Genomic DNA, 14173 nt, shown 5'->3' on the forward strand with positions numbered 1-14173 from the left:
CTTACTGAACAGCGAACTGACGGCGAATCTTTCTCATTAATAAGAATAGCCAGGGCCAGAGGATGCCGTCGACCACGCTGCTCCAGAAGATTTCCGGGCGAAATGAGACATTGATCACTAAAAATTCCGCCCAGAAAACAATGACATCCACTGCCAGCGACAGCACCATAACCATTAATGCCTGCTGCCACAACGCTAAGTTACGGAAAAGCTGGAATTTGAAGGCGACCAGATAGGCGATGATGCTCAACGCCAGCGCACGCACGCCCAACGTTGAACCGGCCACCAGATCCATGACGGCGCCCAGCACAAAGCCAGTACCTACATTAACCCGATGCGGCAGCGCCAGTACCCAGTAGATGAGGATCAGCAAAAGCCATGATGGCCGGAACATGTAGATTTGTTCTGGCCAGGGCATGATTTGCAGGATGAGGGCGATCAGAAAGGACAGCCAGATAACCCAACGGCCCTGGCTGCGATATCGACTCAAGGCTGGCCTCCACGCGAGTTCGCCGGTGCTGCCTGCGAACTGTTGCCATTACTGGCTGGCGCGGGTGGACCCATTTGCTGGCCGGATTGCATCGATGGCGCGGGCGGTCCCATTTCTCCGGCTGGCGGCAGGACCTGCGGCATCATTTGCATCAGACGTTCATTTGCTACGCGATGGACTTCATCAGGCGCCATCGGCATATCGCCGTTGCGATCGGCACCCCACAGCAGCAGCAGATAGCGCAGACGCTGCAAGCCGGCGGTCGGACGCGCCTGGATCACGGTGTAGGCACGCTGAGTATCCACTTTCACCGACGACACCACGCCAACCGGGTAGCCTTCCGGGAAGCGACCGCCCAGACCTGAAGTCACCAGCACATCACCGACGCGAATGTCGGTATTGCCTGGCAGATGCTCAAGTTGCAGATCTTCGTTACAGCCGTTACCGGCGGCAATCACGCGGATATCATTACGCAGCACCTGAATAGGCAGCGCATGGGACGCGTCACAGATCAACAGCACGCGGCTGGTGACCTGGCCCACTGCCACCACCTGACCCACAACCCCTTTATCGCTGATCACCGGCTGGCCTTCGTAAACGCCGTTTACGCTGCCTTTGTCGATAACCACCTGATCGGTGTAAGGATCGGTGCCGGTGGAGATCACCTGCGTCACCATTTTGTGCTCATCCTGGCGCAGCGGCGAACCGAGCAGCTCACGCAGACGCGCGTTTTCCTGCTTGTATTGCCCCAGCATTAGCAGGTCGCTGTTTTTCAGAAACAGCTCGCGGCGCAGCGCTTTATTTTCCAGCTCCAGTTGCTGACGGGAAGCCAGCGTGGCGGAAACACCGTCAAGAAGCTGTCTTGGTCCGTTGGCCAGGAAATAAAATGGACTCACCGACGTGTCCAGGTAGTTGCGGATCTGGGAAAAGGAGCCAACGCGGCTATCGGCGATGATAATCGCGATGGCCACAATGACTGCCAGAAAGAGGCGCAACTGCAGGGAAGGTCCCCTGCTAAAAATCGGCTTCATAAAATCTGCGTGTTCCTCGACATCAGGGAAGAAGCGCTGGTCGTAAGACCCGCGCCTCCAGGGCTGGACGCATCACGCCGTCGTGCGCAGCGTCTGCATAGGCGCGACTCCCTGCGCAATTTGACCACGGTCTCAGCCGATGAGGAATTATTCCTCGCTGAACAAATCGCCGCCATGCATGTCGATCATTTCCAACGCCTTACCACCGCCACGCGCTACGCAGGTCAGCGGATCTTCTGCCACGACGACCGGAATGCCGGTTTCTTCCATCAGCAGGCGATCCAGGTTACGCAGCAGCGCGCCACCACCGGTCAGCACCATGCCGCGCTCGGAGATGTCAGATGCCAGTTCCGGTGGGCACTGCTCCAGCGCCACCATCACAGCACTTACGATGCCGGTCAGCGGTTCCTGCAATGCTTCCAGAATTTCATTGGAGTTCAGCGTAAAGCCACGCGGTACACCTTCAGCCAGGTTACGACCGCGAACTTCGATTTCGCGGACTTCATCGCCCGGATACGCAGAACCAATCTCATGCTTAATACGCTCAGCGGTTGCTTCACCGATCAGCGAGCCGTAGTTACGGCGTACATAATTAATGATAGCTTCATCGAAACGGTCGCCACCAATACGCACGGAAGAGGAGTAAACCACCCCGTTCAGAGAGATAACGGCCACTTCTGTGGTACCACCACCGATATCGACCACCATAGAACCGGTCGCTTCAGATACCGGCAGACCGGCACCGATGGCAGCCGCCATGGGTTCTTCAATCAGGAACACTTCACGAGCACCTGCACCCTGTGCAGATTCACGGATGGCGCGGCGTTCAACCTGCGTTGCACCCACCGGCACACACACCAGCACACGAGGGCTGGGGCGCATAAAGCTGTTGCTATGCACTTGTTTGATGAAGTGCTGCAGCATTTTTTCAGTGACGAAGAAGTCAGCGATAACACCGTCTTTCATTGGACGGATAGCAGCGATGTTGCCTGGCGTACGGCCAAGCATCTGTTTAGCATCATGACCAACGGCAGCGACGCTCTTTGGGGAGCCGGCACGGTCCTGACGAATGGCAACCACGGAAGGCTCGTTTAGCACGATGCCTTGTCCTTTTACGTAAATCAGGGTATTGGCGGTACCCAGGTCAATGGACAAGTCATTGGAAAACATGCCACGAAATTTTTTAAACATACTAAGGGATAATCCTGCAAGCTGGGGGCGGAAAATAAAATCCGCCTACTTTACCAACCACGCGAAGCCGCTACAAGGCGCAAAAACGTTCCGCTTCGGTGAAAAAATAAACTAACGATTTTTCAAAACATTGTATGCTGCGGTTCGCTAACGAAAAATGGCGCTGAGCCGCCGCTTTCACGACCTTTCGCCCGGCCAGTGCGGACGATTTTCGACATAAAATCTAACATTTCCAGCTGCGGCGATACGCTGCCCGACTCCGGTTTACGCTAAAAAATAGCCGTCAGCGTCATCACGAGGCTCTGAGGGGCTAAATCCGGTAACGTTGTGAATGCTTTTTCACGTTACTGTTGACCGGTAACGACGGGGCAAAGAAATCGCCCTGACCGCCCGCCACGCCCAATCCTGCCAGGGTTTGCCACTCCGTACGGGTTCGCACGCCAGCAGCAAACACCCGAGTGGGTGTGGACTTACACACTTCCAGCAGGCTTTGCACAAACAATTGATTCTCGGTGCGCCGCTCGATATTACGCACCAGACCTGGGTCCAGTTTGATCAGATCCACCGGGAATTGCTTGATATAGGCACTGCTCACCACCGTTAATCCCGCCTGGTTGACGGCAATGCGACAACCAAAGGCAGTGAGCATTCGGAATACCGGCACTAAACGATTGATGTGTTGACAAACATCCGCCTCGGCAAGTTCAAATAAAAAACGCTTTCTTTGCGATTTATTGCATTGCAGCAAAAGTTTTTGCAGCCAGCGCTGAAACGGCCGTTGCAGCAAGGAGTCGATATTGATCGGCAACGCCAGCGTTTCATCGGGCCACACCTCGGATAAGGCGGCGATACGCGTCACCATCTGACGGTCCCAGCTATCCGCCATCCCCAATTGCAGCACCAGCGGCATAAACTCGGCGGAAACCACCTCTTTATCACCATCGAAGACGCGTGACAGCATCTCGCGATGATGGACTTTGCCGTCCAGCACCACCGCCGGTTTCTGATACAGACGCGGACCGCCACGGCTGAGGGTGTTTTCCAGCAGCGTTCGCCAGCGCACGCTGCCCCTGCCCATGTCGAGCGGATTTCCCTCGCCAATCGACCAGCTGTTACCGCCCTGTAAGGCCGCACGACGGGTGGCCATCTCGACGTTTTCCATCACCTGCGGCACGCTTTGCCCGCTGTGCCACGCGCTGATGCCAATGTGGATCAGATCGTCACGGTCCACCATGCGCATCGGCGGCAGGGAATCCACCGCATTGATTAGTTGATCGGCAATGCCGTTGGCTTCTTTCAGGGTGCGGTGTGGCAGCAGCACGGCGAAATCGCTGCGAAAATAGCGTGCCAGCAAGGCGCCAGGATAGCGCAGCACAAAGGTCGACAGCATATTGATCAGATCAAACAGGTACTCTTCCGCCAGTGCCGGACCGAGGGTTTCATGCTGGGTCTCCAGATCGGGCAGGCGCACCATCATCACCACGCCATGCGCGCCAACATCCTCCTGATCTTCCAGCAGGGTCGCCAGTTGATTATCAAAGAAAAGACGATTGTTGAGTCCGGTACGCGAATCCTGGGCAGCAAAGGTACGGATTAAGGTGTCGATGCGCAGCCGCTGCTCGCCCGCTTCCTGTAAATCATTGAGCAGCAGGTCGATAGCGCGACTGGCTTTTGGCGGCCACTCGGAATGTTGAGATTCACGCATCCGGCGATCGCCAGCCAGAATGGAGGCCGAACGCGCTTCCAGCTGTTCCATATTGCGCCAGTGACGGTTCAGCCAGCGATGGGTCATGATCAGCAGTGACGCCATGATCATCACCACGGTGAAGATCACCACCAGCGTATAAGCGCCGGTAAAAGAACGGAACCAGGTCTTGGCGGGATCGAGTACCACCACGCGTAACGTCAGGCCCGGCGAATGCACCAGCGGCAGATCGAACTGGATAAAACGGTTAGGCTCATCTTCCAGCATCGGGTTTTCATGGCGGGCGAGGCGGAATAGCGTCTGGTCGCCATTGTGTAACTCCATCTGCTCGGCGTTAATCACCGGCATCAGACGCGAGAGCCATTGGGTCAAATCCTTTGGCGATTGCGTGATTAAGGCTTTGTCGACTTCGGTCGCCAGCGTTTGCACCCGGGTTTCCACCCGCTGTTGCGATAGCCAGATAAAACTAAAAGCGCAGCCCACCAGCATTAACAACATCGCCAGTAAACTTAATAATGTAATAAACGCAGAAAACTTCGTGGTTAATCGCATCCCTGTGCCTGTATCACTGCGGTTATGAATATAGAGAAGAACCGGCGTCGCCAGCCTCACTGGCGCAAACCTGAGCAAAATAGCACAAATTACCGCCCGAAACAGCGTTCACACGGTATGCCAGCCCGTGCAGACGTGAGTATAACGGCAAACGTGGATCTCTCGGCTTTATCGCGGTGGTTTTCGTCCTATTCTCACGCTAAGCGCAGCCAGGAAATTTCACATTTTACGGCATTCACTGGCGTGCGGGGCGGCGTTTGCTCATGCTTGTCCTATACCTTTCGCCGGAGAACGCCATGAAGCCGAAGCATTCCCTTTCCGAAGCCGATGTGACACCGGAAAGCATCTTTAATATGCAGCGTCGCCAGGTGCTGAAAGCCCTCGGGCTGGGTGCGGTTGCTGCCAGCCTGCCCGGCGCGGCGCAGGCCGATGTGCTGAGCTGGTTTAAAGGCAATGACCGCCCCCCGGCACCGGCTGGCAAAGCGCTGCAATTCAGCAAACCCGCTGCCTGGCAGGCGGATTTGCCGCTCACCCCTTACGATAAGGTCTCGGGCTACAATAACTTCTATGAATTTGGCCTCGATAAGGCCGATCCGGCGGCCAACGCCGGTACGCTGAAAACCGATCCCTGGCAGCTGCGCATTGAAGGCGAAGTGGCTAAACCGATCACGCTGGATATGGATGACATCTTCAAGCGTTTCGCCATGGAACAGCGAATTTATCGTATGCGTTGTGTGGAAGCCTGGTCGATGGTGATCCCCTGGGTGGGATTTGAGCTGAACAAGTTGCTGAAGCTGGCAGAACCCACCAGCAATGCGCGATTCGTTGCATTCCAGACCCTGTACGCGCCCGATCAAATGCCCGGTCAGAAAGATCGCTTTATCGGCGGCGGGCTGGATTATCCCTATGTCGAAGGATTGCGGATGGATGAGGCCATGCATCCCCTCACGTTGCTCAGCACCGGCGTTTACGGCAAAGCGCTGCCGCCGCAAAACGGCGCGCCAATTCGCCTGACGGTGCCGTGGAAATACGGCTTTAAAGGCATTAAATCGATCGTCAAAATTACCCTGACACACGATCAGCCGCCCACCACCTGGAATCAGATCGCGGCTAATGAGTATGGTTTTTATGCCAATGTGAATCCGCACGTCGATCATCCGCGCTGGTCGCAGGCGACGGAGCGCTTTATTGGTCCCGGCGGGATTCTGAAGGTGGAGCGTCAGCCAACGCTGCTGTTTAACGGCTACGCTAAAGAAGTGGCATCGTTGTATCACGGGCTGGATTTACGGGAGAACTATTGAGTGCGTCTGACCTTACGCCATATCACCCTGCTGAAGGTGGTGCTGCATCTGGTGGCCTTTCTGCCGCTGGTTTATCTGTTTCTGGCGGCGAATCAGGGCTGGCTGAGCGCCGATCCCGCCAAAGATATCCAGCATTTTACCGGCAGGATGGCGCTGAAACTGTTGCTGGCGACGTTGCTGGTAAGTCCGCTAACGCGCTATGCCAAACAGCCGCTGCTGATTCGCACCCGGCGGATGCTGGGTTTGTGGTGCTTTGCCTGGGCTTGCCTGCATCTGCTGAGTTATTACCTGCTGGAACTTGGCGTCGATAATCTGCGATTACTTGGCAGCGAACTGGTTTCGCGCCCCTATCTGACGCTGGGCATTATCTGCTGGATTATCCTGTTCGCGCTGGCGATCACCTCCTTTCAGCGCGCGCAGCGCAAACTGGGGCGTCGCTGGCAAACGTTGCACAATGGCATCTATCTGGTGGCGATCCTCGCCCCTATTCACTATCTTTGGTCAGTAAAAGTCCTCTCGCCGCAGCCGCTGATTTACGCGCTGCTGGCCCTGCTGCTGTTAGGCTGGCGTTACAATAAGTTGCGAAAACGCCTGTCCCGATAATTTCCGCACGGTTGTCATCCTGCTGCGATTTCTGTTAAAAGGTGTGGCCTTCAGGCCGCATCCGATCATCTTCGCAGATAAGACCAGTATTTTGCTGCGAATTGCGACGAAACGGATATAATGCCCGGCTTTATTGCAAGCGAAGTCGTGTTTTTCACTCAGAGGAGTGACAAACGACGGATGCCGAGGTATTTTACGCGATGCCTCAATGATTGCAGGAGATAGCAGCAAGATGGCACACAAATTTCACATATTGCTTTTGAACGGACCCAACCTGAATATGCTGGGAACGCGCGAGCCTGAGACCTATGGTCACACGACGCTGACGCAAATTGTCAGCGATCTGACGCAACAGGCCGACCAGCACCATGTGAAATTGAGTCATTTGCAGTCGAACGCGGAGTTTCAGTTGATTGATCGTATTCACGAGGCCAAAGGCAATGTGGATTACATCATTATCAACCCTGCTGCGTTCACGCACACCAGCGTTGCGCTGCGTGATGCTCTGCTGGCGGTCGGCATTCCTTTTATTGAAGTGCATCTCACCAACGTGCATGCGCGCGAACCGTTCCGCCACCACTCCTATCTTTCCGATGTATCTGCCGGTGTCATTTGTGGACTTGGCGCTGATGGATACTCTTGGGCTTTACAAACGGCCGTAAAACGCCTGTCACATTCCAATTAAACAGAGTACGGAACCACACTAATGGATATTCGTAAAATCAAGAAACTGATCGAACTGGTTGAAGAGTCCGGCATCGCTGAGCTGGAAATCTCTGAGGGCGAAGAGTCCGTTCGTATCAGTCGTGCACCTGCCAATGTCGGTTACCCTATTATGCAGCAGGCTTATGCTGCACCTGCGCCGCAGCCTGCTCTGGCTACCGCGGTTGCACCTGTTGCTCCGGTTGTAGCAGAAGCCGCCGCGCCGGAAATCAGTGGCCACATCGTGCGTTCACCGATGGTAGGTACCTTCTATCGCACCCCGAGTCCGGACGCGAAAGCCTTTGTCGAAATCGGCCAGAAAGTTAACGTCGGCGACACCCTGTGCATCGTTGAAGCGATGAAAATGATGAACCAGATCGAAGCCGACAAAGCCGGCGTGGTGAAAGCGATTCTGGTTGAAAGTGGCCAGCCGGTTGAATTTGACGAGCCGCTGGTTGTCATCGAATAACGAGGCGAACCATGCTGGATAAAATTGTCATTGCTAACCGCGGTGAGATCGCGCTGCGCATTCTGCGTGCCTGTAAAGAGCTGGGCATCAAGACTGTGGCGGTGCACTCCACGGCGGACCGCGACCTCAAGCACGTGCTGCTGGCGGACGAAACCGTCTGCATCGGCCCGGCGCAGTCGGTCAAAAGTTACCTGAATATCCCGGCCCTGATCTCCGCGGCCGAAATTACCGGCGCGGTGGCGATCCACCCCGGCTACGGCTTCCTGTCTGAGAACGCCGATTTCGCCGAGCAGGTTGAGCGCTCCGGCTTTATCTTTATCGGCCCGAAAGCCGATACCATCCGTCTGATGGGCGATAAAGTGTCGGCGATCACCGCGATGAAGAAAGCGGGCGTACCGACCGTTCCCGGCTCTGACGGCCCGCTGACCGAAGACATGGACAAAAACCGTGCCTTCGCGAAACGCATCGGCTATCCGGTGATCATCAAAGCCTCCGGCGGCGGCGGCGGTCGCGGTATGCGCGTGGTGCGCAGCGATAAGGATCTTGAGCAGTCCATCAACATGACGAAAGCGGAAGCCAAAGCGGCTTTCAACAACGACATGGTGTACATGGAGAAGTACCTCGAGAACCCGCGCCACATCGAGATCCAGGTGCTGGCTGACGGCCAGGGCAACGCCATCTATCTGGCGGAGCGTGACTGCTCAATGCAGCGTCGCCACCAGAAAGTGGTGGAAGAAGCTCCGGCACCGGGCATCACCCCGGAACTGCGCAGCTTTATCGGCGACCGTTGCGCCAGAGCCTGTGTGGATATCGGCTACCGTGGCGCAGGCACCTTTGAGTTCCTGTTCGAAAACGGCGAGTTCTACTTTATTGAGATGAACACCCGTATTCAGGTGGAGCATCCGGTGACCGAGATGATTACCGGCGTTGACCTGATCAAAGAGCAGCTGCGTATCGCTGCCGGTCAGCCGCTGTCAATCCGTCAGGAAGATGTGGTGATCCGCGGCCATGCGGTGGAATGCCGTATCAACGCCGAAGACCCGAACACCTTCCTGCCCAGCCCCGGAAAAATCACGCGTTTCCACGCGCCGGGCGGCTTTGGTGTGCGCTGGGAATCGCATATCTACGCCGGTTACACCGTGCCGCCGTACTACGATTCGATGATTGGCAAGCTGATCACCTACGGTGAAAACCGTGACGTGGCAATTGCGCGTATGAAGAATGCGCTGGCGGAGTTGATCATCGACGGCATCAAGACCAACGTCGAACTGCAGATGAAAATCATGTCCGACGAAAACTTCCAGCAGGGTGGAACCAATATCCACTATCTGGAGAAAAAACTCGGTCTGCAAGAGTAATCATTGCAGTCCAGAGACCCTTCGAGGCCGGTTAAACCGGCCTTTTTCATTTTTGTTGCCTTTGAGGTTGCATGATGGATTGGCGTTTTGTGCAAGCGAATAAAGAGGCGCGCTGGGCGTTGTATCTGACGCTGGCGTATCTCGCCGTATGGGGCGTTTCTGCCTGGCTGGGCGGCAGTGCGGCAGGCATAACCGGCCTGCCCCGCTGGTTTGAACTCTCCTGCGTGTTTGCGCCGTTTCTCTTTGTGGTGTTGTGCTGGCTGATGGTGCGCGTGGTTTTCCGCAACATGTCGCTGGAGGATAAAGATGGAAAGTGAAATCATTCTTCCGCTGCTGGCCTATCTGGTGTTGATTGCCGCGCTGTCGGTATTTGCCGTGCGTAAGCAGCGTCAGGGTAACTTCCTCAGCGAATACTTTCTTGGCAGTCGCTCGATGGGCGGTTTTGTGCTGGCGATGACCATCACCACTACTTACATCAGCGCCAGCTCGTTTGTCGGCGGTCCCGGCGCGGCGTATAAATACGGCCTCGGCTGGGTGCTGCTGGCGATGATTCAGGTGCCTGCCGTCTGGTTGTCGCTCGGCGTGCTGGGGAAAAAATTTGCCATTCTGGCGCGTCGCCACAATGCTGTGACGCTGAACGATATGCTGTACGGCCGCTACCGTAGTCCGCTGTTGATCTGGCTGGCGAGCCTGAGCCTGCTGGTCGCCTTTATCGGCGCGATGACGGTGCAGTTCATTGGCGGCGCGCGTTTGCTGGAAACGGCCGCAGGCATCCCCTACGATACCGGCCTGCTGATTTTCGGCGGCACCATCGCGCTGTATACCGCTTTCGGCGGCTTCCGCGCCAGCGTGCTGAATGACGCGATGCAGGGGCTGGTGATGCTGATAGGTACCTTCCTGCTGCTGTTCGCGGTGATTCATCACGCCGGCGGACTGGAAACCGCAGTCACCAAATTGCGCGCCATCGACCCGCAGCTGGTGTCACCGGAAGGCGTTGGTAACGTGATTACGCCTACCTTCCTCAGCTCGTTTGCCGTGCTGGTGTGCTTTGGCGTGATTGGCCTGCCGCATACCGCGGTGCGCTGCATCTCGTACAAAGACAGCAAAGCCATGCATCGCGGCATCGTGCTTGGCACCATTGTGGTGGTGATCCTGATGCTGGGGATGCATCTGGCCGGTGCGCTTGGGCGTGCGATTATCCCGGATCTCACTATCCCCGATCGGGTGATTCCGATGCTGATGATCACCGTGCTGCCACCGATGGCTGCCGGGGTGTTCCTCGCGGCGCCAATGGCGGCGATCATGTCGACAATTAACGCGCAACTGCTGCAATCCTCCGCTACCCTGATCAAAGATCTTTATCTGCGCATTGCGCCTCAGCACAGCGAAAACGAAGCGCGCCTGCGGCTGCTTTCCGGCACCATCACCTTCGCGTTGGGTGCCCTGCTGCTGGTGGCGGCCTGGAACCCGCCGGATATGATCATCTGGCTGAATCTGCTGGCATTTGGTGGCCTGGAAGCGGTGTTCCTGTGGCCGCTGGTGCTGGGTCTGTACTGGGAACGCGCCAATGCGGCCGGTGCCATTAGCGGGATGGTAGTCGGTGCCGCTTGCTATACGCTGCTCGCCAGCCTGAAGCTGGAGCCGTGGGGCTTCCACCCTATCGTTCCATCATTGATCCTAAGCCTGCTGGCCTTTCTGGCAGGTAATCTGTTTGGCAGCTCGCCTGACGCACACGACGCTGCCCTGGAATAAAAGAGAAACGCTATGCCATGGATTCAAATCAAAATTAATAGCACCGGTGAGCACGCGGAAGTGCTGAGCGATGCGCTGATGGAGAGCGGCGCGGTGTCGGTGACCTTTCAGGACACCCACGATAACCCGGTCTACGAACCGCTGCCGGGCGAAACGCTGCTGTGGGGCGATACCGATGTGATCGGCCTGTTTGATGCCGAAACCGAGATGAGCGATGTGGTGGCGGAACTGAGCCAGCATCCGCTGCTTGGCCAGGGTTTTCGCCATAAGATCGAGCAGATCGAGGACAAAGACTGGGAACGCGAATGGATGGATAACTTCCACCCGATGCGTTTCGGCGAGCGTTTGTGGATCTGCCCGAGCTGGCGCGACGTACCGGATCCCAACGCCGTCAACGTGATGCTGGATCCCGGCCTGGCGTTTGGCACCGGTACGCACCCGACCACCTCGCTGTGCCTCAGCTGGCTGGATGGTCTGGATCTGCAAGGCAAAACGGTGATCGATTTCGGCTGCGGCTCCGGCATTCTGGCGATCGCCGCACTGAAACTGGGCGCGGCGCAGGCGATCGGGATTGATATCGATCCGCAGGCGATCCAGGCCAGCCGCGATAACGCTGAACGCAATGGCGTGGCCGATCGCCTGGCGCTCTATCTGCCGCATCAGCAACCGGATAATCTCCAGGCGGATGTGGTTGTCGCCAATATTCTGGCCGGTCCACTGCGCGAGCTGGCGCCGTTAATCAGCGTGCTGCCGAAAGCCGGTGGCCACCTGGGATTATCTGGCGTGCTGGCCAGCCAGGCGGATAGCGTCTGTGAAGCCTATACTGAGCGCTTTGCCCTCGACCCGGTGGCCGAGAAAGAAGAGTGGTGCCGGATTACCGGCGTGCGTCGCTGAGACCGCATAATTTGCGCAATTCGTGCGCAACTGCCCGCCACATCTCTGGCTAATCAGGCGATGTGGCGTTTTTTATGTTGTGATTTAGTGCAGGTTTTCAGAAAAACGTTTGCTCACAATTTCAACGTATTTTTTTAATGCACTGAATAATATAGGTATTTCTTATGCCTGTTGCTGTCAGGCCCAATTTCCTTGATCTTTCCCTGCGAATTGTTCAAAGTTTGGCCTTTCATCTTCGTGAAAAAATGCGTAATATACGCCGCCTTGCGAACAGTTAGGGTCACTTCTTTTTCATGCGCATTGGACAATACCAGCTTCGTAATCGACTCATCGCTGCACCTATGGCCGGGGTTACCGACAAGCCATTTCGCACCTTGTGTTACGAGAACGGCGCAGGCATGACGGTCTCCGAGATGTTGTCATCGAACCCGGAAGTTTGGGCCAGTGACAAATCCCGTTTGCGCATGGTGCATAGTGACGAGCCTGGGATTCGCGCCGTGCAAATTGCCGGTTGCGATCCTGACGAGATGGCTGCTGCCGCGCGCATTAATGTGGCGTCTGGCGCGCAGCTTATCGACATCAACATGGGCTGCCCGGCTAAGAAAGTGAATCGTAAGATGGCGGGTTCTGCGCTGCTGCAACATCCGCAACTGGTTGAGTCTATCCTCTCCGCGGTAGTGAATGCAGTTGATGTACCCGTTACGCTGAAGATTCGCACTGGCTGGGACAAAGAAAATCGTAATTGTGTAGAGATTGCCCAATTGGCTGAACGCTGTGGCATTCAGGCTCTGACCATTCATGGACGCACTCGCGCCTGTTTGTTTGAAGGGCAAGCTGAATACGACAGCATTCGGACAGTTAAGCAGAGCGTCTCCATTCCGGTTATCGCGAATGGTGACATTACTGACCCGCATAAAGCCAGAGCAGTGCTTGATTACACAGGAGCCGATGCTCTGATGATCGGTCGCGCTGCTCAGGGAAGACCGTGGATCTTCCGGGAAATCCAGCATTATCTGGACACAGGGGAGCTGCTTGCACCGAAGCCACTGGCCGACGTGAAGCTCATGCTGATCGGACATATACGGGAGCTGCACGACTTTTACGGTCAGCGCAAGGGATACCGTATAGCCCGAAAACACGTTTCCTGGTATTTGCAGGAAAATGCCCCTGACGACCAGTTTCGGCGCACATTCAACGCCATTGAGGATGCCAGCGAACAGCTGGAGGCGTTGGAGGCATACTTCGAAAATCTTGCGTAAACGAAATAAAGAGCTGAAAGAACTATGTTCGAACAACGCGTAAATTCTGACGTACTGACCGTTTCTACCGTTAACTCACAGGATCAGGTAACGCAAAAACCTCTGCGTGATTCGGTTAAACAGGCACTGAAGAACTATTTTGCTCAACTGAACGGTCAGGATGTTAGTGACCTGTATGAGCTGGTATTGGCTGAAGTCGAGCAGCCTCTGTTGGACATGGTGATGCAGTACACCCGTGGCAACCAGACCCGTGCAGCCCTGATGATGGGTATCAACCGTGGTACTCTGCGTAAGAAGCTGAAAAAATACGGCATGAACTGATTTCCAGTTTGTTGCTGCGAAACGCCAGCCCTCGGGCTGGCGTTTTTGTTTCTGCGTCTCATGCATTAACAACGTATGAAACAATTGTCCCCATTATGGTAACGATAGTTGCAATTGCTCCAGTGATATTTCGCTGATAAATCGTTCTCTGCACTGCCCCATTTTCGCTCACGACGTTCTCTTTTTCTCCGCCCCGATAACGCGTCATGCCGCTTTCTCTGTGATCCTGAACCGCTTCAGCCGCAAGTATGCAAATTCATACATCCAGCCCTGCGCGCCCGCTCACACTGCTTCCATATAGTGAAACTTTTTGCACTATTTGTGATCGTGGCGACTCGCTTTGCTTCCTTTTGGTGCGCGATAGTAGTCGGAACTTTCTGAATGATTCAGTTTATGAGGAGATCTTTCCAATGAATTCAGGATTCTGCAAACCTGGCATCAGCTTTGCAAAGTCGTGAATGGCTGACCGCCACAGACAGGAAAAAGCGCACTTAAAAGTGTGCAACGCAACCATAACAACACGATCTCGCCACACAGGATGCTTT

Annotated in this window: 14 protein-coding genes; 10 read left to right on the top strand and 4 right to left on the bottom strand. The window is 55.6% G+C overall.

What is annotated here, in order from left to right; all coding sequences use genetic code 11:
• Position 1 precedes the first annotated feature (1 nt).
• The 4 genes from mreD to csrD form a co-directional block, all read right to left on the bottom strand.
• The gene (gene mreD / locus AC6I8V_RS18025; protein WP_497843574.1) at positions 2-490 is read right to left on the bottom strand and encodes a rod shape-determining protein MreD; all 489 of its coding nucleotides are present in this window, start codon (positions 488-490) and stop codon (positions 2-4) included.
• The gene (gene mreC, locus AC6I8V_RS18030; RefSeq protein ID WP_497843575.1) at positions 487-1521 is read right to left on the bottom strand and encodes a rod shape-determining protein MreC; all 1035 of its coding nucleotides are present in this window, start codon (positions 1519-1521) and stop codon (positions 487-489) included. The genes mreD and mreC overlap by 4 nt, the downstream gene beginning before the upstream one ends.
• A 147-nt stretch (positions 1522-1668) precedes the next feature.
• Complete coding sequence (gene mreB / locus AC6I8V_RS18035; protein WP_003855260.1) at positions 1669-2712, bottom strand: rod shape-determining protein MreB; 1044 nt, start codon at positions 2710-2712, stop codon at positions 1669-1671.
• A gap of 310 nt (positions 2713-3022) precedes the next feature.
• A complete protein-coding gene (gene csrD, locus AC6I8V_RS18040; protein ID WP_497843576.1) occupies positions 3023-4969 on the bottom strand; it encodes an RNase E specificity factor CsrD in 1947 nt (648 codons plus the stop codon).
• Between the two features lie 296 nt (positions 4970-5265).
• On the opposite strand from csrD, the gene msrP reads away from it, so the two are divergent.
• From msrP to fis, 10 genes are all read left to right on the top strand, one after another.
• Positions 5266-6270: a protein-methionine-sulfoxide reductase catalytic subunit MsrP gene (gene msrP, locus AC6I8V_RS18045; protein ID WP_497843577.1), complete on the top strand. Its 1005-nt coding sequence runs from the start codon at positions 5266-5268 to the stop codon at positions 6268-6270.
• On the top strand, positions 6271-6873 hold the full coding sequence (gene msrQ / locus AC6I8V_RS18050; RefSeq protein WP_497843578.1) for a protein-methionine-sulfoxide reductase heme-binding subunit MsrQ: 603 nt from the start codon (positions 6271-6273) through the stop codon (positions 6871-6873).
• A 232-nt stretch (positions 6874-7105) separates the two neighbouring features.
• Positions 7106-7558 (top strand): type II 3-dehydroquinate dehydratase, encoded by a 453-nt coding sequence (gene aroQ / locus AC6I8V_RS18055; protein ID WP_497843579.1) that lies wholly within the window; start codon positions 7106-7108, stop codon positions 7556-7558.
• Between the two features lie 21 nt (positions 7559-7579).
• Complete coding sequence (gene accB, locus AC6I8V_RS18060) at positions 7580-8044, top strand: acetyl-CoA carboxylase biotin carboxyl carrier protein (RefSeq protein WP_497843580.1); 465 nt, start codon at positions 7580-7582, stop codon at positions 8042-8044.
• An 11-nt stretch (positions 8045-8055) separates the two neighbouring features.
• Positions 8056-9402 (top strand): acetyl-CoA carboxylase biotin carboxylase subunit, encoded by a 1347-nt coding sequence (gene accC, locus AC6I8V_RS18065; protein ID WP_497843581.1) that lies wholly within the window; start codon positions 8056-8058, stop codon positions 9400-9402.
• A gap of 74 nt (positions 9403-9476) precedes the next feature.
• Positions 9477-9719: a YhdT family protein gene (locus tag AC6I8V_RS18070; RefSeq protein WP_497845878.1), complete on the top strand. Its 243-nt coding sequence runs from the start codon at positions 9477-9479 to the stop codon at positions 9717-9719.
• Positions 9709-11154, top strand: a complete 1446-nt coding sequence (gene panF, locus AC6I8V_RS18075) for a sodium/pantothenate symporter (RefSeq protein ID WP_497843582.1) — start codon at positions 9709-9711, stop codon at positions 11152-11154. Before AC6I8V_RS18070 ends, panF begins: the two co-directional genes overlap by 11 nt.
• A gap of 12 nt (positions 11155-11166) precedes the next feature.
• Positions 11167-12048: a 50S ribosomal protein L11 methyltransferase gene (prmA, locus tag AC6I8V_RS18080; protein ID WP_497843583.1), complete on the top strand. Its 882-nt coding sequence runs from the start codon at positions 11167-11169 to the stop codon at positions 12046-12048.
• 293 nt (positions 12049-12341) lie between these two features.
• A complete protein-coding gene (gene dusB / locus AC6I8V_RS18085) occupies positions 12342-13307 on the top strand; it encodes a tRNA dihydrouridine synthase DusB (protein ID WP_497843584.1) in 966 nt (321 codons plus the stop codon).
• 24 nt (positions 13308-13331) lie between these two features.
• A complete protein-coding gene (gene fis, locus AC6I8V_RS18090) occupies positions 13332-13628 on the top strand; it encodes a DNA-binding transcriptional regulator Fis (RefSeq protein WP_003855228.1) in 297 nt (98 codons plus the stop codon).
• Positions 13629-14173 lie beyond the last annotated feature (545 nt).

Source organism: Pantoea sp. X-Soil-TKNS-1207 (assembly GCF_059730485.1).